At 59.7% G+C, this 24,074-nt stretch carries 24 protein-coding genes and 1 pseudogene; 6 read left to right on the forward strand and 19 right to left on the reverse strand.

Features of this window, described 5'->3' with window-relative positions; genetic code table 11:
• Positions 1 to 95: 95 nt before the first annotated feature.
• Both DJ564_RS21100 and DJ564_RS21105 read right to left on the reverse strand, forming a co-directional pair.
• Entirely contained in the window at positions 96 to 455 is a 360-nt protein-coding gene (locus tag DJ564_RS21100; protein ID WP_109633014.1) for a DUF6124 family protein, read from the reverse strand.
• Between the two features lie 402 nt (positions 456 to 857).
• Positions 858 to 1,871 (reverse strand): AraC family transcriptional regulator, encoded by a 1,014-nt coding sequence (locus DJ564_RS21105; RefSeq protein WP_109633016.1) that lies wholly within the window; start codon positions 1,869 to 1,871, stop codon positions 858 to 860.
• 164 nt (positions 1,872 to 2,035) lie between these two features.
• On the opposite strand from DJ564_RS21105, the gene DJ564_RS21110 reads away from it, so the two are divergent.
• From DJ564_RS21110 to DJ564_RS21120, 3 genes are all read left to right on the forward strand, one after another.
• The gene (locus DJ564_RS21110; RefSeq protein WP_109633018.1) at positions 2,036 to 2,887 is read left to right on the forward strand and encodes a 3-hydroxybutyryl-CoA dehydrogenase; all 852 of its coding nucleotides are present in this window, start codon (positions 2,036 to 2,038) and stop codon (positions 2,885 to 2,887) included.
• On the forward strand, positions 2,874 to 3,479 hold the full coding sequence (locus tag DJ564_RS21115; protein ID WP_109633019.1) for a TetR/AcrR family transcriptional regulator: 606 nt from the start codon (positions 2,874 to 2,876) through the stop codon (positions 3,477 to 3,479). Before DJ564_RS21110 ends, DJ564_RS21115 begins: the two co-directional genes overlap by 14 nt.
• A gap of 142 nt (positions 3,480 to 3,621) precedes the next feature.
• Positions 3,622 to 4,035: a VOC family protein gene (locus DJ564_RS21120; RefSeq protein ID WP_109633021.1), complete on the forward strand. Its 414-nt coding sequence runs from the start codon at positions 3,622 to 3,624 to the stop codon at positions 4,033 to 4,035.
• Between the two features lie 53 nt (positions 4,036 to 4,088).
• Here DJ564_RS21120 and DJ564_RS21125 read toward each other — a convergent pair whose 3' ends face one another.
• Entirely contained in the window at positions 4,089 to 5,315 is a 1,227-nt protein-coding gene (locus DJ564_RS21125; protein ID WP_109636151.1) for an RtcB family protein, read from the reverse strand.
• Between the two features lie 16 nt (positions 5,316 to 5,331).
• Positions 5,332 to 5,544 (reverse strand): annotated as a pseudogene (locus DJ564_RS21130) (sulfonate ABC transporter substrate-binding protein); the annotation flags it as partial.
• Positions 5,545 to 5,778: 234 nt separating this feature from the next.
• Here DJ564_RS21130 and DJ564_RS21135 point away from each other — a divergent pair.
• The 3 genes from DJ564_RS21135 to DJ564_RS21145 all read left to right on the forward strand — a co-directional run bounded on the left by DJ564_RS21135 (position 5,779) and on the right by DJ564_RS21145 (position 7,242).
• Positions 5,779 to 5,982, forward strand: a complete 204-nt coding sequence (locus DJ564_RS21135; RefSeq protein WP_109633023.1) for a hypothetical protein — start codon at positions 5,779 to 5,781, stop codon at positions 5,980 to 5,982.
• A gap of 166 nt (positions 5,983 to 6,148) precedes the next feature.
• Complete coding sequence (locus DJ564_RS21140) at positions 6,149 to 6,856, forward strand: metallophosphoesterase (RefSeq protein WP_109633025.1); 708 nt, start codon at positions 6,149 to 6,151, stop codon at positions 6,854 to 6,856.
• 113 nt (positions 6,857 to 6,969) lie between these two features.
• Positions 6,970 to 7,242: a hypothetical protein gene (locus DJ564_RS21145; RefSeq protein ID WP_109633027.1), complete on the forward strand. Its 273-nt coding sequence runs from the start codon at positions 6,970 to 6,972 to the stop codon at positions 7,240 to 7,242.
• A gap of 21 nt (positions 7,243 to 7,263) precedes the next feature.
• On the opposite strand, the gene DJ564_RS21150 is transcribed toward DJ564_RS21145, so the two are convergent.
• From DJ564_RS21150 to DJ564_RS21225, 15 genes are all read right to left on the reverse strand, one after another.
• Entirely contained in the window at positions 7,264 to 7,470 is a 207-nt protein-coding gene (locus DJ564_RS21150; protein ID WP_109636152.1) for a hypothetical protein, read from the reverse strand.
• Positions 7,471 to 8,003: 533 nt separating this feature from the next.
• Entirely contained in the window at positions 8,004 to 8,879 is an 876-nt protein-coding gene (locus DJ564_RS21160; protein ID WP_109633031.1) for a DUF6282 family protein, read from the reverse strand.
• Positions 8,876 to 9,652, reverse strand: coding sequence for an alpha/beta hydrolase (locus DJ564_RS21165; protein WP_109633033.1), 777 nt, complete (start codon positions 9,650 to 9,652; stop codon positions 8,876 to 8,878). Before DJ564_RS21165 ends, DJ564_RS21160 begins: the two co-directional genes overlap by 4 nt.
• A 36-nt stretch (positions 9,653 to 9,688) precedes the next feature.
• The gene (locus tag DJ564_RS21170) at positions 9,689 to 10,663 is read right to left on the reverse strand and encodes a nitronate monooxygenase family protein (protein WP_109633034.1); all 975 of its coding nucleotides are present in this window, start codon (positions 10,661 to 10,663) and stop codon (positions 9,689 to 9,691) included.
• Between the two features lie 83 nt (positions 10,664 to 10,746).
• Entirely contained in the window at positions 10,747 to 11,118 is a 372-nt protein-coding gene (locus DJ564_RS21175; RefSeq protein ID WP_109633036.1) for an antibiotic biosynthesis monooxygenase, read from the reverse strand.
• Positions 11,119 to 11,159: 41 nt separating this feature from the next.
• Positions 11,160 to 11,690 carry a flavin reductase family protein gene (locus DJ564_RS21180; RefSeq protein WP_109633038.1) on the reverse strand — a complete coding sequence of 177 codons (531 nt, stop codon included), beginning with the start codon at positions 11,688 to 11,690 and terminating at the stop codon, positions 11,160 to 11,162.
• On the reverse strand, positions 11,687 to 12,856 hold the full coding sequence (locus tag DJ564_RS21185; RefSeq protein WP_109633040.1) for an LLM class flavin-dependent oxidoreductase: 1,170 nt from the start codon (positions 12,854 to 12,856) through the stop codon (positions 11,687 to 11,689). The genes DJ564_RS21180 and DJ564_RS21185 overlap by 4 nt, the downstream gene beginning before the upstream one ends.
• 71 nt (positions 12,857 to 12,927) lie before the next feature.
• On the reverse strand, positions 12,928 to 13,632 hold the full coding sequence (locus DJ564_RS21190) for an RraA family protein (RefSeq protein WP_109633042.1): 705 nt from the start codon (positions 13,630 to 13,632) through the stop codon (positions 12,928 to 12,930).
• On the reverse strand, positions 13,629 to 14,834 hold the full coding sequence (locus DJ564_RS21195) for an isocitrate/isopropylmalate dehydrogenase family protein (RefSeq protein WP_109633044.1): 1,206 nt from the start codon (positions 14,832 to 14,834) through the stop codon (positions 13,629 to 13,631). The genes DJ564_RS21190 and DJ564_RS21195 overlap by 4 nt, the downstream gene beginning before the upstream one ends.
• Entirely contained in the window at positions 14,834 to 15,862 is a 1,029-nt protein-coding gene (locus DJ564_RS21200) for a nucleoid-structuring protein H-NS (protein ID WP_109633046.1), read from the reverse strand. Before DJ564_RS21200 ends, DJ564_RS21195 begins: the two co-directional genes overlap by 1 nt.
• A gap of 457 nt (positions 15,863 to 16,319) precedes the next feature.
• Positions 16,320 to 17,186, reverse strand: a complete 867-nt coding sequence (locus DJ564_RS21205) for a LysR family transcriptional regulator (protein ID WP_218277762.1) — start codon at positions 17,184 to 17,186, stop codon at positions 16,320 to 16,322.
• A gap of 218 nt (positions 17,187 to 17,404) precedes the next feature.
• The gene (locus DJ564_RS21210) at positions 17,405 to 18,589 is read right to left on the reverse strand and encodes an MFS transporter (protein ID WP_109633050.1); all 1,185 of its coding nucleotides are present in this window, start codon (positions 18,587 to 18,589) and stop codon (positions 17,405 to 17,407) included.
• Positions 18,586 to 19,587: a zinc-dependent alcohol dehydrogenase family protein gene (locus DJ564_RS21215; RefSeq protein ID WP_109633052.1), complete on the reverse strand. Its 1,002-nt coding sequence runs from the start codon at positions 19,585 to 19,587 to the stop codon at positions 18,586 to 18,588. The genes DJ564_RS21210 and DJ564_RS21215 overlap by 4 nt, the downstream gene beginning before the upstream one ends.
• A 79-nt stretch (positions 19,588 to 19,666) precedes the next feature.
• On the reverse strand, positions 19,667 to 22,852 hold the full coding sequence (locus tag DJ564_RS21220) for an efflux RND transporter permease subunit (protein WP_109633054.1): 3,186 nt from the start codon (positions 22,850 to 22,852) through the stop codon (positions 19,667 to 19,669).
• On the reverse strand, positions 22,849 to 24,027 hold the full coding sequence (locus DJ564_RS21225; protein ID WP_178082313.1) for an efflux RND transporter periplasmic adaptor subunit: 1,179 nt from the start codon (positions 24,025 to 24,027) through the stop codon (positions 22,849 to 22,851). The genes DJ564_RS21220 and DJ564_RS21225 overlap by 4 nt, the downstream gene beginning before the upstream one ends.
• Between the last annotated feature and the right edge of the window lie 47 nt (positions 24,028 to 24,074).

Consider the following 24,074-nt stretch of genomic DNA (forward strand, 5'->3'; position numbering starts at 1 on the left):
ACAGGCGAGAAACCCTGTGGTGAGGGGATTTATCCCCGTTGGGCTGCGCAGCAGCCCCCAAAATAGCACCACTGCACAGCTCGACGGATTACCAACTACCTGGGCAAATCAATCTTATCCAACACCCGGTTCGCCGTGATCTCCGCCATCATGATGCTGTTGGAAATCCCCAACAGCGCATAACGCGACTCACCTTCCAAATGATCCACCAACTGGTGAACCATCACATCGACCGAGGCCAGCGTCTCAACCAGATACACCGCCAGGGTTTCCGCCGTGGCCTCGGGGTCCACAGAAAACAGCGTGCTGCGTGTTCGCGGAGTGGCTTTGATGTCGGCATTCGACGGAAAGTGGAAGTCGAGCGCGCGCTCGGCGGCTTCGTTGAGCTTCTTTGAATCGGGTTCGTACGGGGAGACTGGATCGGTGTCCGGTGGATTGGGTGTGACTTTGAACATGGCAAAACTCCTAGAGAAATGGAGCTGCCACCATTCGCTGCGAAACGACAAAGAGGTGGCAACTGTACGCGGGTTCGCAGACCAGGACTCTAGGAACCCGGCAGACCCGAAGGTCTCCCACGCACAGCCGCCATGACATGAATGACAGACTATGAATCGTCTGTTCACGAGCGGTAGACGTTGTGCGTCTAGAGTTTACCCGGGCTGCGAAACCCGATCACTGAAGGGCAGTGACGGGAATCAAGTTACCGAGCGACCCCAAGGCGCACAAGCCGGCGGATTCTGGCGCAGCCGTAGGCAACGGCGCAAGGTCTTGTAGCTTTCAGGACGTAACCTCGAGGGCGCTTAAACAAGCTTTAAACAGTCGAGCAGGGCTTCCCACAAAGTGCCCGCTCAAAACCCTTACTGAGAATCCTGAAACCGCGCCCGATAACGCCCGGGACTCTCCCCCGTCCACTTCTTGAACGCCCGATGAAACGCGCTCGGCTCCTGAAACCCCAGCTGCTCGGCAATGTCGCTGATACTCGCCCGGCTCTCACGCAACTGCTCAAACGCCACCCCGCGCCGCACTTCGTCCTTGATCTCCTGATACGAACAGCCTTCCCGCTCCAGCTTGCGGCGGAAGGTACTGGGGCTCAGGTGTTGTTCCAGGGCAAACGCCTGCAAGGTCGGCCAATCGCTGTAATGGCTGTTGCGCAGGCGCTGATGGACTTGCGACGCCAGGCCGTGCTGGTTGCGGAAGCGGATCACCAGCCATTGCGGTGCTGTGCGCAGGAACACTTTCAGTGAGGCCAGGTCCTGAACCACCGGCAGGCGCAGGTAGTGGCTGGCGAATTCGATTTCGGTGCGTTCGGCGCCGAAGGTCAGGTTGGGGCCCCAGAGCAAGCGGTCATCGCTGAGGGAAACGCGCTCATGGCGAAAGTCTGCGCGGTCGATGGGGATGCGCCGCCCGCCGAGCCAGCACAGCAGGCTGATCATCAACACCAGGAACGTCTCTTCACCGAAACGGCTGGCGTCTGCGTTTTGCGCGTGGGTGTCCAGGCTGATAATCGCGCGTTTGCCGCGCACGGTCAGGGTGCCGCGAAAGTCGCGCAGGAACAGGGCGAAGTTGGCCAGGCATTGGCGCATGGCTTTGTGCAGGTCGGGTTCCTGGATCAAGCCGCGGCAGATCAGTGCGAAGCTGCCGGGCGGCATGCCGTGGGAATCGAGGCGGAAGAATTCATCGTTCAATTCTCGGATCTGAATCAGCCACAGCGCAGCAAACGCGCTCGCCGGCACGCGTGCGGTCGGCTGCTCGATCAACGCCGGGTCGATGCCCGCCTCTTCCAACGCAGCGCGCGAGCGCTGCGGAGTGAGCCCTTGCCCATGGATCATCGCCTGCACGAAGTAGGCCGCCACCGAGTCCTTTTCCCGCATTTGAACGCTTCTCTCCCCTCGCCCGAATGGCAAAAAACACCAGCACCGTTGAACAGTTGCGGCATAGGACAACCGCCCGGCCGGTTCTAGACTCGCGGCCAATAGTACGCCTTCGGCCGTTGCGACGGCCAAGGTATCGCAGGGTTTGATCGGAAGGACGGAACATGAATCTGCAAAACATTGGCGTGATCGGCGCGGGCACCATGGGCAACGGCATTGCGCAAGTCTGCGCGCTGGCCGGCTTCAACGTGACCTTGATCGACATCTCCGACAGCGCTCTGCAAAAGGCGCTGGCCACCGTCGGCAAGAACCTTGACCGGCAGATTGCCAAGGAAACCCTGACCGAGTCGCAAAAGCTCGACGCCCTCGCCAGGATCCGCACCAGCACCGATTACAGCAGCCTGCAGAACGTGCAGATGGTGATCGAAGCCGCCACCGAAAACCTCGACCTGAAACTGCGCGTGCTGCAACAGATCGCCGCGCAGGTCAGCGCCGAGTGCGTGATCGCCTCCAACACCTCGTCGCTGTCGATTACGCAACTCGCCGCCAGCGTCAGCCATCCTGAGCGTTTCATCGGCCTGCACTTCTTCAACCCGGTGCCGGTGATGGGTCTGATCGAAGTGATCCGCGGCCTGCAAACCAGCGACGCGACCCACGCCCTGGCATTGGACATGGCCACCACCCTCGGTAAAACCGCGATCACCGCCGGCAACCGCCCGGGCTTTGTGGTGAATCGGATTCTGGTGCCGATGATCAACGAAGCGATCCTGGTGTTCCAGGAAGGCCTGGCCAGCGCCGACGACATCGACGCCGGCATGCGCCTGGGCTGCAACCAGCCAATCGGCCCGCTGGCGTTGGCCGACCTGATCGGTCTGGACACCGTGCTGGCGATTCTCGAAGCCTTCTACGACGGCTTCAACGACAGCAAATACCGCCCCGCTCCACTGCTCAAGGAAATGGTCGCCGCCGGCTACCTGGGACGCAAGACAGGACGTGGCTTCCATGCCTATGCCTGAGCGTTGCTCGCGCTTCGCCGAGTACCGGGACAAAGTGCTGGAGTTGTTCGCCAGCAAGGGGTTCGGGCAGGTTGGCATGCGTGAGCTGGCAACGTGCCTGGGACTGTCCCCGGGCTCGTTGTATCACCATTACCCGAGCAAGCAGCACTTGCTGCTCGACCTGATCGAAGAGTTCTACGAAGAACTGTTGTCGACCCTGGGGCGCATCGATCAAAAGGCCTCGGCCAAACGCGACAAACTGCCCAACCTGATCCGCGCTCACCTGAATCTGCACCGGGAAATGCCCTGGCATTTTCGTCTGGCGGAACGCGATAGCGGCTGCCTGAACGACGAGCAACAAGCGCGTGTTCGCCAGTTGCGCGAGCAATACGAGCGCAAGCTGTTGAAGATGCTCGGCGCCCCGCCCCGTCTCGGCGAACAGGGGTTGATCGCCGCCGGACACGCCATCGCCAACTTGCTCAACAGCGCGCCCGGTTGGCTGGGGCAACATCCGCTGGATGAAGCGCAGCGCGATGAGTTACTGGAAAACATGGTGATCGGTGCAGTCGAGCGCTTGCTGCGCCCGTCTTCCAGCGTGCGCGCGGTAGCTTAAAGTTTCCAGGCAATAAGCTTCTGCGCTTACATAGAAAAAACGTCTAAACAAACCCGGCACATCCCCGCATCTAACGCTTTGCTACTTGGAGTCGATTCAAAGGCCAATGTGGGTCTCCACCCACGGTTACCGGGAGCAAAACATGAAAATCAATCCCTACCTCATCTTCAACGGCGACTGCAAAGCCGCTTTCACCTTCTATGAGCAAGCCCTGCCAGGCCAGATCGAACTGATGATGACCTTCGGCGAAAGCCCGGCGCGGGAGCACTTTCCCGCGGACTACAACAACCTGATCATCCATACCCGCCTGGCGGTGGGCGATCAGGCGATCATGGGGTCGGACACCACACCGGATCGCCCGACTGATGACATGAGCGGGTGTTCGGTGTCGCTGAATGTCGACAGCATTGCCGAAGCCGAGCGTGTCTTCGGCGCCTTGGCGGAAGACGGCAACGTGCAAATGCCACTGGAAAAGACTTTCTGGGCGGCGCGTTTCGGGATGCTGGTAGACCGGTTTGGTGTGTCGTGGATGGTGAATTGCGAAAAGGATCAGTGACTGTTCAGGCCTGAAAAAGCCCGACCTGAAAGGGTTGGGCTGACGCAGAATGTCTATCCCTTCACACACACCACCTGCCGCAAGGTGTGCAGCACTTCCACCAGTTCCCGCTGGGCGTGCATGACGTGGTCGATGTCTTTGTAGGCCATCGGTATTTCATCGATCACCGACGCATCCTTGCGGCACTCGACATGGGCGGTTGCGCGGATCTGGTCGGCGACGGTGAACAGACTTTTCGCTTTGGTGCGGCTCATGACGCGACCGGCGCCGTGGCTGCAGGAACAGAATGACTGCTCGTTACCGAGCCCGCGAACGATGAAACTCTTAGCGCCCATCGATCCCGGAATGATCCCCAACTCGCCCTTCTGCGCCGACACCGCGCCCTTGCGGGTGACCAGAATCTCCTGACCGAAGTGCCGCTCTTTCTGCACGTAGTTGTGGTGGCAGTTCACCGCTTCCAGGGCGACTTCGAACGGTTTGCTGATCACTTTGCGAGTTGCCTGAATCACCGCGTGCATCATCAATGCCCGGTTCTGTCTGGCGAAATCCTGGGCCCAACCGACAGCTTCGACGTAATCGTCAAAATGCCGGCTGCCTTCCTCGAAATACGCCAGGTCGCGGTCTGGAAGATTGGCAATGTGCTGGCGCATGTCGGCCTGAGCCAATTGAATGAACAGGTTGCCAATGGCGTTGCCGACACCGCGTGAGCCGCTGTGCAGCATGAACCAGACCCGGTTGGTTTCATCCAGGCACACTTCGATGAAATGGTTACCGCTGCCCAACGTGCCCAAGTGCCCGCGGTTGTTGGTGTTGGCGAGTTTCGGGTATTTGTCGGTGATCGCCTTGAACCGTGGGTTCAACGCAGCCCACGCCTGATCGGCCTGTTTCGGAACGCTGTCCCAGGCCCCTTTGTCCCGCATGCCACGACCGACGGTGCGGCCGTGGGGCACGGCTTTTTCGATGGCGCAGCGCAACCCGTGCAGGTTGTCCGGCAAATCCGCGGCGGTTAGCGACGTGCGCGCGGCGATCATGCCGCAGCCGATGTCCACGCCGACGGCGGCCGGAATGATCGCGCCCACGGTCGGAATCACGCTGCCAATGGTCGAGCCCTTGCCCAGGTGCACGTCGGGCATCACCGCCAGGTGTTTGAAGATGAACGGCATCTTCGCGGTGTTGATCAATTGCTGCCTGGCTTCGCTTTCTACCGGGACGCCTTCGGTCCAGAGCTTGATCGGTTTGCCGTGGGCGACTTCCAGCAGTTGGTAGCTCTGCTTTTGCATGATGTCCGGTCTTTTCTCAACTGCCTGCACCGCCATGTGCTTCCTCAAAGAAGTAATCTTTCCAGCTGTCAGCCTTGTTTTTCAGCACGCCTAGCGCTTGCAGCTGCTCGGCGTTGATAAAGGTGCGCTGTGGCACCACGGTAAAGTCGATTTCGGGGTCTGCGACAATTTTCTCTACCAATGGCAAGGATAGTTTCGATTGCTCCACGCGGATATGGGTCTGCGCAGATGTTGATATTCGAACGGGCTCATCAGAGCGTGGCGTGGTGTATGTGCGCGTCCATGTCTGGACCAGCCAAGAACTCCGTGGCAACCATTCGTCGCCTATGAAATCCGGCGCACAAAAGGCGGCCCTGTCTGGCTTAGCGATTGCACAAGCCGTTCCTTGGCAGCCCCAGAACGACGTAATTCTGACGCGGCAGCAATCTAATCAATGCTTGGTCAGTCCCCCCGGAGATGTAACGTGTCAACTCTTAATGAAATCGCAGCGAACCACGCGAGAAAAATGGCTATGGCAAAGGCAGAAGAGTCGACCGGGCTGAGTGAGCGACACCTTCAAATCGTCGGTAGTGTCGAAATCCGCACCAGTGATGAGCAACCGCACGTTCCACTGCACTTCATCACCGTGGTGCAGGACAGCCACATCGCCCAAGTGGCCGGCTACTGACACTGCCCCTGACGAGATCAAAACCCGGCGCGATGCCGGGTTTTTCTTTGATTGCTTGTTATCACCCCGAAGTCCTCTCGGTAAAGCCTTGCCCGCAATTTGCGCCGACGCAGCCTAAACTCAACTGACCACGAGCTCGCTGGCGATTGGCGGATGAGGCAGGGTCATGTTCGAAATATCAGAGGTGACGCGGGTTAAGCGCTTCGCCGCAAACACGGTTGGCCAAGATTTTGCCGTCGGCGACATACATGGCCACTTCACTCGGTTGCAGGCTGCTCTGGATGCAGCCAGGTTCAACCCCTCGGTTGATCGCCTGTTCAGCGTTGGCGACCTTATAGACCGCGGGCCCGAGTGCTGTGACGCGCTCAAATGGCTGGACGAGCCGTGGTTCCACCCCGTGTGCGGCAACCATGACGACTATGTGGTTCACTTCGATACCTGTGACGTCGATAGCTGGATCTTCAACGGCGGCTTATGGTTTACGGGCCTGTCGCTGTCCGAGAAGAAAGAGTTCGCCACGAAGTTTGCCGAGTTGCCTATTGCAATTGAAGTCGAAACAGCACAAGGCCTGATTGGGATCGTGCATGCCGATTGTCCGTTTCCATCATGGGGGCAGTTGGTCGGTGAACTGGAATCGCCAGAGAGCAGCCAGCGCCTGTTGCAGGTGCAGAACCGTTGCATGTGGTCACGAAACCGGCTCGAGCAGAAAGAAACGCAGGGCGTTGAGGGATTGCGTGCGCTGATTGTCGGGCATACGCCAATACGTAAACCGGTCAGGCTTGGCAATGTGATGCATATCGACACGGCTGGCTGGAAGCCGGATGCAGGCTATTTCACCCTTTTGGATCTCGATACGCTCGAAGCTGCGGCTTGACGTTTTTTTGTCAGTTCAGGTGTCGCGCCCTTGTACCGCTCGTCCTGGCGTCAGCACGTTCACCGTCCGCGCACTTCAAATGCATACATCCACTCGCACGGCAGGCGCAAACCATGAACAGCAAAATTGCCGCTATTACACTCGCTGGCCTCCTGTCGGTCTGCTCGCTTTACACGCTCGCGGCCGAGAAGGTGACGGAGGACGCCACTATTCCACCAAGTGCTCTTCCGGGGCTTAACCAGGGGGGCGAGTCCAACAAGGAAAAGGCGGACAAAAAGGGTGAGGAAGCTGCGGGGTCTAATTCTGGTGCGGAGTCGCAGGAGATCGAAAAAGATGCGGCTAGCTCGAGTGGCTCGGGCGATGAGCAAACAAAGCCGAAGCAGTAACCGGTGAGCCCCTGGTCCGTATTAATGGAGCGTCGCAACCCTGCGACTTTCGCCAATCCTGATTCGGTCCAGTGCCCGGTTTAGCGAATTCAAGGCATCGAGGAGGGCTTTCGCCTCAACTTCCCGGCCTTCACCCCAAAGGCGTTCTGCCATTTTGTTCAGGGCCTGGATGGAGCGCTCGATTTCAGCAGCAGTCGCTGCTTTGTTTTCCGGCTGTTTTTTCAACATTGAGTAACCCTTTGCTTCAATTGCCAGCTCAAGCGTATCGGCCACTGGAATACATTGATCTGATCCGTTGAGGCTATAACGCCAGCCACGGTTGTCTTTCCGCTCTGGTGCAGCTTATCGCGATCATACGCTGGTAGAGGGCTATGGCCCTCGAAGGCTCCCGAGACTGAAACAGTGACGAAACCCCCATCGAATCGCCAGAGCCCAGCAACTCGAAAAGATACAGGTTGCTGAGGTTCTTGCACTGCTCCAGGCGGTCAGCCTCGGTTGTGGGCATTGGCACCGCATCGACCTGCTTCTCAAATTCAGTCTTTTCCTTTGGGGCACTGCTACAACCCAAGAGAAACGTCGCCAGCAAGAGATTCGCAATGTGAGGTGTGCATATCTTCAATTCCATTTGAGTCCGGCGCCGATGTAGAAATCTGGAAGCCCGATAACCAATAATACGGCCGAGCGCGTCCGAGAAGGTCCGGGCGAGAGCTCGGCTCTGATCAGGTTTTCAGCATGACTTCAACAATCCCCCTCCCCAACCATCAATGACTGAGCATCTCCAACGGACAACTACGGATGATCGATTCGACTCGCTCGGCACTCATCTCAAATTCCTTGAACCATTGCCCGCTCATCTCCAACCACGGACGGATGTCTGGCTGGCTGGTTTGGCCCAAGTCCGAACTGTAGATCACTCGGGGTACGTCGCGCAGCACTTTGGAAAAGTCTTCCTTGCTCTGATAGCCGAGCAGGTAGGTCAGTGCGGTCTGCTCGATGTACAGAGAAGGCAGGCTGCCCAAGTCCAGAAGGTCTTGCGCGTTCAGGCCAGTCAGTGGGTTGGCGGGCTGGTTGAGCATCAGGCGTGGCACTTGCAGTCGATCGGCCGCTTCCACCAGACGCAGAACCTCTTCGCGGTTGGCATGTCCGGTGGAGATCACCACCGGATAGTCGCGGCTCATGCGCAGCAGCTCCAGCGTGGCGAGGTTCAGCTGACCGCTGCTATCGCTGACGGTCAGCGGTTTGATCGGTCGCTCAGTCAGGATTGAGTGACTGAGTGAGCGGGCCAGCCGACTGGTATGTGAACGGCCGGTCACGGTGGGCAGGTGCACGACAAAACGCAGGTCGACGGCACCGTGCTGGCACAGCGAACGTTCAACCACCCGCCAATCAAGGCCGCCGGCGATTTCATTGAGCACGATTGAACCGGACACCGGCAGTCCTTGCTCGCGGGCCTCCCAGGCTTGGGCGGCGGTGCAGCCCAGGTGATTTTTGAGCACCACCCAACCGTCCAGCGCCTGGTAATGGTGACCGGCCTGCAGCGCGCTATGGCGACGCAAATATGCATCAGGGCCGGCGTGGTAATGAACATCAATAAAGCGTGCGCGGGAGGCCGGGGCGGCGGCGGTCGAAGCACTCATGCATGAGCCTCCAGATCGATTCCCAGGTGTGCTCGCACACTGGCGCGCACTCGCGCAAGGTCATCGAGCAACGGTCGCATCCCGGCACCGGGAACGCTGACGGCCAGATGCTGCGCGGAGGTCTTGAAGCTGACATTGGTGGCCCTGACCAATTGGGAGTCCGCGCCGAAGATGCTCAACAGGCGTCCCGGCCAGGCCGCCACTTGAGACTCCACGTTGAGTTCGCTCAACAAACGAAAGCCTTGATCCAGACGTCGCCCGGCCTGTTCGTCGGCGCTCGCCAGCGCATCGGGTTGGCGCACTGGCGGCTTCACATGAGCCGGCAGCACCCATTGATCGAGCAGCATCAGCGCGGTGTCGACATCACCGGCGCTGGCCAGCTCGGCCATCGTCCCCAGTCGGCGATCCAGGACTTTGTCGGCCTTGGTCGGTGAAGAGATCAGCAACGCCCGCGCCACTTGCTGGCCCACGGTGGTAGCGAGCAACCCCTGAACCACTGCCCCGCCCAGCGCCGAACCGGCGATCAGGGCAATGGGCCCAAGCGGCTCGAGCACCGCGGCCCAGCGCTGGGTGAAGCTGACAAAATCCTCCTGCTCTTCGGCCAGTAGCGAGAGCGTGTCAAAGATGATGACCCGATAGCCTTTGTCGACCAGCGACTGGGTCAATGGAGCAAAAAACTGTCCCTGGTCCCAGGCGGGCATGACCGGCGACATCACCACGACCAGTTCCGGGCCCAGACCAAACTGCACATGTACGGGGGCATTGCTGTTCATATCGATTCCTTTCCAGAAGAACACGCGCAGATCGCGTCAATCAAACAGTTTGCGGGCGCCACGCAGGGCCTGTTCCGCGCCGCGCAAGGTCTGTTCGACGATGGTGGCAGCGGGCAAGACATCATTGACCAGGTCGGCGACTTCACCCGCCCAGATCGCGCGGACTTGCGTGTTGTCTTCGCGCAGCGCCTGGGCGTAGTCCTCGCCGACACTGGCCGGGGCCTTCACCAGTTCGTGCTCGAAACCCAGCCAGCGGGCAGTGAAGTCGTTGGCCAGCGCTCGACCGCTGTACTGCTCTGGCCACTCAATACCCCGCACAAGGTCAAACGCGCGAGTGCGCACGGTATCGCCAGCGGTGGCCCGGACCAGCCGTTGCTTGAGTTTGTTGGATGGCAGCGCCTCTTCACTGGCCAGAAACCGCGTGCCCATCATCACCCCATCGGCGCCAAGCAACAGGGCAGCGGCCAGACCTCGGCCATCGGCAATACCGCCGGCGGCGATCAGTACCACGTCGTCGCCCACCGCATCGCGCACGGCCGGGATCAATGGAAACGATGCCCGTCGCAGACTGTGCCCGCCGGCTTCGGCGCCTTGCACGATCAGCGCATCGGCACCGGCCTCCAGGGCCGCCAGCGCCTGATCGACGTCATGCACCTGAACGATGGCCAGCGCCCCGCTCTGCTTGATCGGAGCGATAAAAGGCCGGGCATCGCCAAACGACAAGGCGACCACGCTGGGCCGATAAGACAGGGCCAGCTCCAGCAGTTCGAAGCGCTTGGCCACGGTGAACATCACCAAGCCAACGCCCCAAGGTTCCTTGACGTCTTTCATCAGCTCCAGTTCGGTTTTCATCCAGTCCGGATCGCCATAGCTGGCGCCCACCAGACCGAGCCCGCCGGCCCGTGAAACCGCAGCGGCCAGTCGTCCGCCGGCAGCACCGCCCATGGGCGCCAGGACCACCGGGTTGGCGGTTTTAAGCAGTCGAGTCAGCGCAGAGTCGAAATTGCTCACGGTGTATCTCCTTGATGTACCGATAAAAGAATTCGCCGAGCGGCAAGCCCGCGACGCGCAACGTGCGCGGGCCTGCACCTCGCTTAAACGAGCGCCGCGGCTACCGGGGCGTAGGCTGCCGGGATGTAATCGTTGACCTTGTACAAGTGGAACTCCCAAGTACCGGTCTCTTTCAATCGGTTGTAGCGGCTCAGGAATTGCTCATCGGAAAACAGCGAGTCGAACTCTTCTTTGCTGCTCCATTGCGCCTGGTTGATCACCGTCTTGCCGTCGATGCTTTTGAACAGGCGGCTCCACTGGAACGACGGATAAGCCTGCGCCACGTAGCTCACTGCCGAGCGCAGTACATCGAGGGCGGCGTCCTGTTGGCCTTCGAAGACATGCACGACGTTAACCAGAAAAATCGCATCGCTCTCGTCGGGTGTCGGTGCTTCGAATTTAGTCAGGTTGTTCATGGTTGCCTCCTGGCAAACGTAGGTTAAAAAGTTGTCGCGACTCAGTGAGTCAGCGCGCAAGACTGTGCCGGTTTACCGTCCTGCCAGAGCAGCGGTGAAATGCGTTCGGTGACCAGCGAGCGCTCGACCCGACCGACAATCACCTCGTGGGTGGCGTAGGTCAGTCGGGCATCCACGCTGCAAAACAGCGTGGCTTGCGCGTCAGGCAGATACGGCAAGTCGTCGAACGCTGCCCAGTCACCATGTTCGAAACGCGCATGTCCCTTAAGCTGGCCGGCAAATACGCCGACCAGTTGGCTTTGCGCCGCATCGAGCAGATTCACGCTGAACCGTTGATTGGTCAGCAACGGCTCACACAGACTGGCCGAGCGGTTGATGCAGATCAGCAGCGAAGGCGGATCGGTACACAATGAGCTGACCGCCGTGGCGACCATGCCGCTACGTGCATCGCCAACGCCGGTGGCGATGATCGAAACCGTGCTGGTCAGGCGCCGCATGGCCCGCTTGAAGTCCTCGGCCGGCTCCGGATCCAACGATTCGACGGCCAGCGCCAAAGCGCTTCGGGCGCTCATGCCACCGCTCCAATGATCCGTCGAGCGCTGTTGTGGGGCTGGCGCAGACCGGCGTCTTCCATGCGTGGCAAGACATCTTCGAGAAACTCGTCGAGGCCACTTTTGTAGTCGAGCCAAGTCAGGCAGATACCGTCAATGCCCAAGTCGCTGTAACGCTGGAACTGCTCGGCGATCATTTCGGCGGTGCCCACCAATGGCACCCCGGCGAAACCGGCCTTGAAGTGGAAGCGGAAGCGCTCGGCGTCTTCGGTGCTGGCGAACATCCCGCTCTGGATACCAATCTCCGACGTGACGTTATCCAGTGCGACTTCATCGCCATGCTGATTCACGTAGTAGTCGAGGTACTTCTCGGCTTCCTCGAGCGTGTCTTTCTGCACAACATAGGAGTAGACCCAGATCTGGATCTCGCGGCCATACTCCAGACGCGCCAGGTCGCGGTAGGCCTTGATCTGCGCGCGAATGGTGTCGTCGTCATCTTCGTGCTTGAGGATCAGGAACGCGGCGTCGCAATGCTCGGCACAAAACCGGCGACCGCGCTCGGAACCACCGGCATTCATCAGGAACGGTTGGTTGAGCGGTTTGGGTTGGGCGAAACCTTGGGCAATGTTGAAGAAGTCGCCCTTGAAGTCGAAATTGGCCGGCTCGTTCCAGGCCATCCTGGCGACGTTCAGCCACTCATCGGCATGGTCGTAGCGCCGGTCATGTTCCAGCTGCACGCCGCCGTTGAACATGCCCATTTCTTTACCGTACCACCCGCAGATCATGTTCAGACCGAAGCGGCCACCGCTGATATGGTCGATGGTCGCGGCCTGCTTGGCCGCGAACAACGGGTGCACGGTCGATAGGTGCGAGGTGGTAAACAGGGCGATCTGTTCGGTCACCGACGCCAGCCCCGCGGCCCAGGTGTAGGTTTCGAAAGACACGCCCATCGGGTCGCTCGCGCCACCCCAGCCGCGCCAGCGCCCTACTGGCAGCAGCAACTCAAGGCCGGCCTTGTCGGCTTTTTTGGCGATTTCCAGGTTGCCACTCCAGTCGCTGGCGTTTAAGCGCTCCGGGACGGTGGTCAGGGTGCAACCCCCTTCGATATTGAGCGCGAACACCCCCAGCTTGATTTTGTTGGTGCTGCTGCGCATCGGATTGGTCTTTACCAAATGGTTCGAAGTCATCTCTCTTCTCCTTTAGTGAGCGTCATGTGCCGTTTCGCCTGACGCCTCTTCATCGCACGCAGGTAGGCCGCTCAGGCTGCGCTCGGGGTCTTGGCCTCAGCTGCAAGCCACGGTTGGTCATAGCGGTGCAGGCGTCGCGCCTCGGCCAGCGACAGGCCTTGCGCCACCGACTCGATGATGTCGCGCTCGGTCTTTTCCACCGACTGGGCGCGCTTGATGACTTCCTCGGCCTTGTCGATGGGGATCACCAGGCAGCCGCTGCCATCGCCGACAATCAAATCCCCCGGATTGACCGTCACCGCACCAATCTGCACCGGCACCTGGGTGGCCTTGAGTTGCACGCGGTTCTTTCCCGATTGCATGAACCGACCACGGCTGAACAGCGGGTAACCGAGTCGGGTCACGGTGTCGATGTCGCGGGCAGCACCGTCGATCACCGTGCCGCGAATGTTCCGGCTCAAGGCCACGTGGGTGAGGATGTCGCCCCAAACGGTAGCGTCCAGGCGCCCGGCATTGCTGGATACCACCACGGAGCCCGGGGGGACGTCGTCAATGTAGTTGGCGGCGTTCTTGAACCCGTCGTTCTGGTTGACCGGCTCGTAGAGCACGGTGAAGGCAAAGCCTGAACAACGGGTGCCCGGGACTTGTTGGGCGATACCTTGCAACCCGGCATCAATGCCGAGGCTGTCGAGGGCATCACTCAGTGACGCCGTATCCAGAGCAGCGCATTGCTCCAACAGGGCGCGTTGTTGCACCGAGAGTGAAAGGTGGCTCATGCATGGCTCCTTGCGGGCAAAGCCCGGCCGTTTTCGGTTTGCGGGTTGAGTGGAGATAGGTTGAGCACGCTTCTTTCGATGATGGCCGCGGCGCATTGCCGGGTGGTTGCCTGACCACCGCTGTCGTAGGTCTGGCAGTCATGCTTGACCACCTGCGCCACCGCCTGCTCGATGGCCAGTGCCTGGGCGTGGTAGCCCAGGTGTTCGAGCAGCAATGCCAGAGACAGAAACATCGCGCTGGGGTTGGCCTTGTTCTGGCCGACATGCGCCGGGGCGCTGCCGTGTACCGGTTCGAAGTAGGCCCCGGCATCACCAATGTTCGCGCTGGGTGCGAAACCGAGGCCGCCCATCACCCCGGCACCGAGATCAGAAAGGATGTCGCCGAACATGTTCTCCGCGACGATCACGCCAAAGCGCTCCGGACGACGAATCATCCACAGGGCGACGGCGTCCACGTTATCGATGTTGTAGGCGATGTCCGGGTAGTCCGTGGCAACGCTTTCGAGGATGCCCTTGGCAAACGCGCCGCTGTAACGCAACACGTTGGGCTTGTCCGCCAGGGTCACACGCGGGTAGCCGTGCTTGCGGGCGTAGTCGAAGGCGTAGCGAAACAGTCGGGTCAAACCGGCCCGGGTCTGCAATCGCACCGTCATCGTTGCATCCTCAGGCGAGTCGCGGTGCCAGGGCGCCCCAGCCAGTTCCCGCGCCTTGAGCACCGGTTCGAACTCGGCGGGTATCGCGGCAAAGTCCAGCCCGGCGTAGAGCCCTTCGGTGTTTTCGCGGATCACAGTGAAGCGAAACCGGCCTTCACCCAGGACATCGGTGACTGGCCGCACATTGGCGTACAGACTCAGACGCTGACGCAACTGAATCACCGGCGAGACGTAAACCCGCGAGGTGTTGCGCAAGTGCTCCGGCAGCTCGGCCTCGGCTTCCTGCAAAGCTTTGCTGGTGATGGCGCCGAGCAACGTGGCGTCGGCGGCGGCGATTTTTACCCAGGTCTCGGCTGGCACCGGGTCACCGCCGGTTCGCCAGCACTCCCAGCCGATCTGGCCGAAATCCAGGTCGATGGGCAACGCCAGTGCCTCGAAAATCGGCAGGACTGCCTCGACCACTTCCACCCCGACGCCATCGCCGGGCAGCACACAAACTCGATGACGCGCTGGCTGGCCCGGCAACGCCGATGAATGAAGTACCGTCATCACATTTTTCCTTCCGCGCAAAGGCGAGCAGGGAAACTGGCTCGGGAAATCACCGTCGGCCGTGCAGCGTGCCGCGCAAACAGGTCCTGTTCGTGCATCGCTCTGAGCGCCTGGAATGTCGAATTGATCTGCAACCGGGACATGGTGTCCTCCAGCCGCTGCGACACATCGAACGGCAGGTTGTAAGCGCCCAGCATCACGTCCATGAGCGGGGCTGGCAGACTGCTCAGAGGCACACTTTCAGCGGTGTATTCGGACAATTGCAGCGCCTTGACCAGGTCATAGCCATTGGCACTGCCAATGCGTTCCAGATAGGCGATGAACATGCCCAGGTGCAAGTTGCCCGCCCCTTTGCCCATGCCGCAAATCGAGGTATCGATGTATTCGGCGCCGGCATCGATGGCAGCGATGGAGTTGGAAAGTGCCAGGGAAAGATTGTTGTGCGCATGAAAGCCCAACGGCGCATGCACTCTTCTGGAGATCCGGCTGATCAGCAGTTCGACATCATCGGGAATCATGTTGCCGTTGGAGTCGGCAAAATAAATGATATCGGCCCCAGCCCCCTCCGCACGCAACGCAATGTCGGTTACAGCACCCGGTGTTTGCGTGGTGATATGGGTGATGTTGGCACTGGCCAGAAAGTTGAATGACTTGGCCAACTTGATGGTGTCCAGCCCTTGTTCAAGTTGATCGGCACGCAGGCATACCCGAATCATTCCGACGCCATGTTCGGCCAGCATTTCAAAGTCTTCGCTGACCACATTACGCGGGTGAACCATGACACACAGCCCTAGTTGGCCGTGTGCGGCGCGGCGTAATGAATCCAGATATTCCGGGTTGACCGAACTGCTCAGGCCATGTTCTTTTTTGCGAATGAAAGAACCATTGCAATAGCCCACTTCAGCGTGAACTACGCCCACATCAGTCAAGTGCCCAACTGCATTGGCGGCATAGTCGGCACTGAACTCAAAATTATTACGATAACCACCATCACGGAGCGTTACATCAATAATTTTTACTTTGCTCATGATCCAATTCCTTCTGTGGGTTCTCTTAAAACTCTGGACACGCACGCAAGTACGCTCCGGTTTTATCCAGTAGTAACGAGGCCGTAATACAGGAATATTCCTGACAGGTTTTTACGAGGCATGAGTCGAGGGCCGCGAAGGCCGAATACAAAAGTCAAACATGTTTTTTCAGCGTCAGATGCCGCCATCGAACACGTTCAATGGGCAAATGGAATCATGGCTGTTTTTTTATTATGGGGGTGTCCGCAATCGGAGAGGCGCGCGCCGTGTCCGGTGAGATGGACTCTTGAAAACCCTGGCACAGGTTTTCAATCGTCGAAGGAAGCGTGTTTCTTATTCTTGGACTGATACTGGAATCTGCCCGCTTGTTTGTAAACTCCCCGTATTCACCCTAGGGGGTTAAAAAATTCACCTTGTGTTAATTCAATAGTGAACTACCCCCTCTCACAAAAACGTCTCAGAAATAATGCTCAGTCGGAAAACAACTGACCAGGAAGTCCATTAACGAACGAATAGGGGCTTCCTTGCGTAAATCTTCATGCACCACCAGCCAGATATCGATCATCAGATCAGAATTATGGAACTGGGCCTTTTCCAGCGCCGGGTCTTTCAGGCCATAAAAATTGGGCAACAGCGCGATACCGACACCGGCACGTGCTGCCGAGGCCTGGACTTCAAGGCTCCTGGCGCGCAATACCACAGGGCGCTCCGCAGCTACCTCGCGCAGCCACACCTGTTGTCGGGAGTGTTCCATGCTGTCGTCATAGATGATGTACTCGTACTGTTCGCTGGTGTGCTCTGTCAGATAATGCTCGCTGCCGTAAAGCCCAAACGACACGGTGCCGATCTTGCGCGCCACCAGGTCCATCTGGGTCGGACGGCACAAACGAATCATCAGGTCCGGTTCGGGGTTACACAGGGTGCCGATATCGTCCTGCATCAGCAGGCTGACGTTGATCGAGGGGTGTTCACGACGCAAGCGTCCCAGGTGCGGGGCAATGAACTCGGAGGTCAGCAGGGGCGGCGCACTGACCGAGAGGTCGGCGACCATTTCCGTTTGCACCGAAAGCGCCACTTTGGAAATCGCCTTGGCGTCTTTCTGCATTCGCCCGGCAATTTCGGCGATGCGATGACCAAACGGCGTCATTTCATAGTTGCGTTTGCGTCGGTCGACAAGTTTGAGGTTCAGTGATGATTCCAGCGCCGCGATCCGTCGCGCGACGGTGGCATGTTCCACGCCCAGCTCCCTCGCCGCGCTGCTGAGCGACTGCGTGCGGGCGAAGGTGACGTAATGGCGCAAGTTCTCCCAGTCGAACTTGCTCATGTCGCGCGATTCCAGACCCACGGGCCAGTTGCAAGAAGCATTGTGTACAGGTAACGAGTTCATGTGGCCTCGATCGATTCTCAATGGAATGACAATCCAGGCGGTCGACCCAAAGGCTTCCTTCCTGGAGATCCTTGTTTGGGAAAAACATTCGATGGCGGCCACGCACTGACGAAAATACAACCCCCATCCGTGCGGGCTACGATGCATCGTTCAACTCAGTCTGCGGCGATCTGCGCTCCTCCCTTGCGCGGCTCGGCACTGAAAAACAGGACTTTGACCACGATGACCACTACGGCCAACGCGGCAAATAGAAAACCACTGTAAAGGGTGCCCTGCAAGCCCATGCGTGCCAGGAACCATCCGCCAGTTGTCGACCCGATGGTCACGCCCAGATTGATGAACGAGATGTAAATGCCCGTGGCGAACTCCGGCGCTTCCGGCGCTTCGGAGGTCAGCCATATTTGCGTGACGATCAGCCCACTGGTATGGGTCGCGCCCCAGATCACCACGATTACCAGCATGGTCATCAGTGACGGGCCGGCGAACAGGTACAACAGCCCATAGGCACCGGCCAGCAGGATCGGGTGCAGGATGGTTGTCCGAACCATGTTCTGCCCGATCAGTTTGCCGGCATACAGATTGCCCGCGACGCCGCCAATACCGAAGATCACCAGCAGGATGCTGATCATCTGCGCGCTCATGCCCGCTTCCTTGGCCAGGTACTCGGCGGAGTAGCTGTATACGGAAAACATCGCGGCAAAAATCAAAGTCGAGGCGGTAATGTTCAGCCAGAGCGGGAACTTGCGCAGAATGGCCAGCTGCTCTTTATAGGAAATGCGGGTTTTGTCGGGCGCGTCCGGCAGCCGGGCAATGATCCCGAGGCCAGCAATGCAGTTGACCACGGCGCAGAACAGAAACGAGGCTTCATAGGAAAACTGCGCCGCGATCAGCGTCGTCAACGGCACCCCCAGCACCATGCCCATGCTGGTGCCGACAAAGGCTTTGGCGGCGGCGCGGGTAGACTCCTGCGGTGGGTACAGTGAAACCGCCGCGACAAAGGCCAGGGAAAAGTACACGGGGTGAAACAGCGCCGGGATGATGCGCAGCACCATCAGCGATTCAAAGTTGGGTGCGTAGGCCGACAGCACGCTGGTGCCGGCAAAAATGAACAACGCAATCGTCAGGATCTTCTTGCGATTGAAGCGCGACAATAGCAACACCATGATCGGGCCGAAGACCGCAATGATCAGCGCGAACAGCCCCACCAACAGACCGGCCTGGGACGCACTGATCGCGAAGCGCTCGATAATTACCGGAAGAATCCCGACTACACCAAACTCAATGGTGTAAACGCCAAACAGGCCTAGTGCGAGAAAGTAGATCGGATGGAGCATTTTCATGAGTCGGACTCCAGCGTGACCACGACTTTGCCGAACTGCTCGCCCGCTTCCAGATACTGATGGGCGGCAACGATCTGTTCAAAGTCGAAGGTTTTGGCTATGACCGGACGCAACGTCCCCTCCTCCAGACCGGCGATGACATACGCCTTGGCGGCCTCGAGCAAGGCTGGCCGGGAGGTGATTTCGTGCAGCAGATAGCCGCGCAACGCCAGGCTTTTGCCCAGCACCTTGAACAGCGGGAAAGGCGCGGGCTCGGGGCTCAGAGCGCCATACACGAGAACGATCCCGCCAGTAGCGGCAACGTCGACCAAATGCTCCAGAAACGGCCCACCCACCGGATCGAAGATCACCCGGGCGCCCTTGCCCGCAGTGAACCGTTCAATCTGTTGATTGAAATCCGCCGACTCGCTGGCCACCACATGCGCGGCGCCGGCAGACAGCAACTGCTCGCGCTTGGCCAGAGTGCGGCTGACGGCGATCGGGATGGCGCCAACCTGATTGGCAATCTGAATCGCCGCCAGGCCGACACTGCTTGAGGCAGCCGTAATCAGAACGAATTCGCCGGGCTGCAATGCCGCGACATGAATCAACGCGCCCCACGCCGTGATGTACTGCATCCATACCGCCGAGGCTTCAGCGAATGACAGGTTGGCGGGATGCTTGACCAGCATCGCCGCCGGCACGACGGCCAGTTCGGCATAGGTGCCCCACTGCGCAATGGAGGCCGGAGGAATCAGGCTGACGATGTCACCGACCGTAAACTGGCCGGCGCGTGCGCCGACGGCCTCGACGATACCCGCCGCTTCATACCCCAGACGGGAAGGAAACTGTGCCTCTTCCAGATACTGGCCGGAGCGGAACATGGATTCTGCCCGGTTCAGACCAATCGCTTTGACGGTGATCCGTACTTCATCAGGCCCCGGTTCAGGCACGTCGATGTCATCGATCCTGAGCACTTCCGGACCACCATATTGGCTAAACCGCACGACGCGCGTCATTGACTGTCTCCTTGTTTCGTTGATTGGCGGTAACTGTAAAGTGAGTGCGAATACTGAAAAACAAGCTGCTGTTCCATTCTTAGCGGACAGTTATGTCCGCAACCGATGGCACAAAGTCGTCCGCCACCAAGCGTGATCGTCGTGTCGCAAGCAGCCGCAGCGCGACATAGAACACCGGGGTGAATAACAGGCCGAACAGGGTCACCCCGAGCATGCCGAAGAACACCGCGACGCCCATGGCGTGACGCATTTCGGCACCGGCACCGGTAGAGAGCACGAGGGGTACGACCCCCATGATGAAAGCGATCGAGGTCATCAGAATCGGGCGCAAACGCAACTGACTGGCTTCAATGGCAGCGCGCACGATACTGCGTCCCTGCTGTTCGAGTTCACGGGCGAACTCGACAATCAGAATCGCGTTCTTGCTGGCCAGCCCCACCAGCACCATCAGGCCGATCTGGGTAAAGATGTTGTTATCGCCCTGGGTCAGCCACACCCCGAGCAGCGCTGACATGATGCTCATGGGCACGATGAGCAAGATGACAACCGGCAGCAGCAGACTTTCATAGAGGGCGGCCAGCACCAGATACACCAGCAGCATGCAAATCAGCAGGATCCACAACGTGGAGTCGCCGGAAATGATTTGCTGGTAGGTCAACTCGGTCCATTCGAACTTGATGCCCTTGGGGAGCGTCTCGGCCGCGATTCGCTCCACCGCGGCCTGGGCCTGACCAGATGAATAACCCGGCGCGGGGCCGCCATTCAGGTCGGCGGCGGTGTAGCCGTTGTAGCGCACGACCATTTCCGGCCCATAGGTGGGGTGTACCTCCACCAGGCTGGCCAGTGGAACCATGTTGCCGTCGGCATTGCGGGTCTTCAGTTGCCCGATGTCATCGGCGTGGGCGCGGAACGGCGCATCGGCTTGCACCCGGACCTGATAGACCCGGCCCAGCAAGTTGAAGTCGTTGACATACAAGGAGCCCAGATAGATCTGTAACGTATCGAAGACATCGGTCATGGCAACCTGCGACTGCTTGGCCTTGACCCGGTCAAGATCGACCTTCAATTGCGGCACATCGATCTGGTAGCTGGAAAAGCTTGGCCCCAGCTCAGGTGCCAGCGCGGCTTGCTTGAGGAAGGCGCGAACCGCTTCATCAAGTTTTTCAAACCCCAGCGCGCCACGATCTTCGAACTGCAACTTGAACCCGCCCAAAGTACCCAACCCCAACACCGGAGGCGGCGGGAACACCCCGGTAAAAGCTTCCTTGATCGTGGAAAACTGCTGGTTCAGCGCCGAGGCGATGGCCCCGGCACTCATGTCCGAACCATGCCGGTTGGCGAACGGTTCGAGGATCACGAAGATGATGCCGGCACTCGATGAGTTCATCAGGCCGTTGACCGACATGCCCGGAAACTCCAGGGTGTGGGCCACGCCAGGTTGCTTGAGGGCGATGTCGTTCATGCGCTGGATGACTTGCTCGGTGCGCTCCAGCGAGGCGCCATTGGGCAGTTGCGCCAGGCCGACCAGAAACTCTTTGTCCTGGGCCGGCACAAAACCACCAGGCAACGAATGGCCAAGCCAGGCCGTGAACCCCAGCAACAGTGCGTAAAAGCCCAGGGGCATGCCTTTGCGCTGAATCACCCGGCCCAGATTGCTGCCGTAGGCCTGCTCGCCCCGCGCCGAGAGTCGGTTGAAACGGCTAAACAATGGCCCCAACAACCGATCGATAGCCCGACTGAGGCGATCTCGCGGTGCGTCGTGGGACTTGAGCAACAGTGCACAAAGCGCCGGTGACAAGGTCAGGGAGTTGAACGCCGAAATGATGGTGGAGATGGCGATGGTCAATGCGAACTGCTGATAAAACTGTCCGGTCAGCCCGGGCATGAACGCCAGGGGTACAAACACACTCGCCAGCGTCAGGGTGATGGCGATGATCGGCTTGCTGACTTCCTCCATCGCCTTGTAGGAGGCATCCTTGGGACTCAGGCCGCGAGCAATGTTGCGCTCGACGTTCTCGACCACCACGATCGCATCGTCGACGACGATACCAATGGCCAGAACCATGCCGAACAACGACAGGGCATTGATCGAAAAACCACACGCGAGCATCAGTGAGAGCGTGCCGATGATCGACACCGGCATCGCCAGCAGCGGAATGATCGAGGCCCGCCAGGTTTGCAGGAACAGGATGACCACCAGCACGACCAACAGCGTCGATTCGAGCAGGGTCTGGATCACCGCCAGAATACTCGAGCGGACAAACTGGGTCGGGTCGAACACAATCGTGTAGTCGACCCCGGCCGGCATGTCTTGCTTGGCCTGGCGCATGATGTCGCGCGCCTGATCGGAAATTGCCAGGGCGTTACCGCCGGCCATCTGGAACACGCCGAAACCCACGGCAGGCTTGCCGTCGACCAGTGAGCGCAAACCGTAGTCCGACGCCGCCAGTTCGACACGGGCAACGTCGCGCAAGAAAGTCACCGCCCCACCCGGCAAACTCTTGAGGATGATGTCGCCGAATTCCTTTTCCGTTTTCAGCCGACCCTGAGTGTTGACCGACAGCTGTTGGGCCACGTCCGTACGCATGGGCTGACCGCCGATGACGCCGGCCGCGACCTGCACGTTTTGCTCACGGATCGCCGCCACCACATCGTTGGCGCTCAAACCGCGCTGAGCTACTTTTTGCGGGTCGAGCCAGATGCGCATCGCATAGTCGCCGCCGCCCCAGATCCGCACTTCACCGACGCCCGGGATGCGCTCCAACTGGTTCTTGATGTTGAGAATGCCGTAGTTGCGCAGGTAGGTGGCGTTGTACTGGTCATCGGGCGAGACCAGGTGAATCGCCAGGGTCTGGGTCGACGATGACTTCATCGTCACCACCCCCAGCCGCCGCACGTCTTCCGGCAGACGCGGCAAGGCTTGCGAGACACGGTTTTGCACCAACTGCTGGGCCTTGTCCGGATCGGTACCGACCTTGAACGTGACACTGAGCGTGAGGTTGCCATCGCTGTTGGCCTGGGACTGCATGTACAGCATGTCCTCGACGCCGTTGATCTGCTCCTCCAGCGGCGCCGCGACAGTCTGCGCCACCACCGCCGGGTTGGCGCCGGGGTACTGGGCGTTGACCACGATCAGCGGCGGGACCACATCGGGGTATTCCGAGACCGGCAAGCGAAACAGCGAGATGATCCCGGCCAGCAAAATCAGGGTCGAAAGGGCTCCGGCGAAGATGGGGCGGTCAATGAAGAAGCGCGAAAAGTTCATTGCCCTTCCCTCGCATCGACGTGTTGGGCGAGCAACGGTCTGACGGTATCGCCCGGCCGCGCCCGATGCAGGCCATTGATCACCACCCGCTCGCCGGCTTGCAGGCCGGAATCGATGATTCGCAAGTCGCCCACCAGGTTGCCGGGGCTGATGCGCCGATACTCAACCTGATCATTAGCGGTCACCACCAACACAAACTTCTTGTCCTGGTCCGTGCCGATTGCGCTGTCGTCGATCAGCACGGCCTGACGCGGCGGGCCGCCGCCGAGTTTGATCCGGGCCAGCATGCCGGGCCTGAGCAGGCCGTCGGCATTGTCGAAACTGGCGCGCACCCGCAGCGTAGCCGACTGCACGTCGAGCTGATTGTCCATCGATGCCAGTTTGCCCCCGCGCGAATAGTCCGTTTCATTGGACAGCCCGAGCATGACCGGCACTTCACTGCCCTTCGCACTGCCGTGATTGAGGTAGCGCAGGAACGTTTGCTCATCGACGTCGAAAGCGGCATAGATCGGCGAGAGCGATACCAGGGTGCTCAACGGCGCGGCATTTTCACCGGCGCTGACGATATTGCCCGCGGTCACCAGGGCACGGGACATGCGTCCGCTGACCGGCGCCGTGATGCGAGTGTGGGCCAGATCCAACCGGGAACTGTCGAGTATCGCCTGGGCCTGCCGGACATTGGCTTGTGCTTCGCTGGCGGCGTTCTGTTTCTCGTCCAGATCGCGCATGGCGATGGCATTGGAGTTGATCAGCCGTTGGGCCCGGCCCAGATCGGTGGCGGTGTACAGACTTCGCGACTTCGCCGCCGCCAGACTGGCCTGGGCCTGTTCGACCCGGGCGGTATACGGCCTGGCGTCGATTTCGAAGAGCAAGTCGCCTTCCTTGACGATCGCGCCATCCTTGAAATGCACAGCAACAATCGTCCCGGACACCAGCGGCCGGATGACTACTTTTTCGACCGCCTCCAGACGTCCGGAATAGTTCTGCCAGTCGGTCACTGGACTGGACAGCGCCATGGCCACATCGACTTCGGCGGCCGCTGGCGCGACGCTGGCCTTGGCGATAGTGGACGGTTCCCCGCGTAGCACGATCACCAGGGCAACGACGATAGCGCAAGCAAGACTGGCGCGGAGCATGAGCGCACTGCCCGAGCGTTTGGGTCGGATCGAGTCCATAAACAACTTCCCTGTTATTAAGCGATGTGTGTCGAAGCAATCTGTCG

Origin of the sequence: Pseudomonas sp. 31-12, from assembly GCF_003151075.1 — a bacterium.
Lineage (GTDB): Bacteria > Pseudomonadota > Gammaproteobacteria > Pseudomonadales > Pseudomonadaceae > Aquipseudomonas.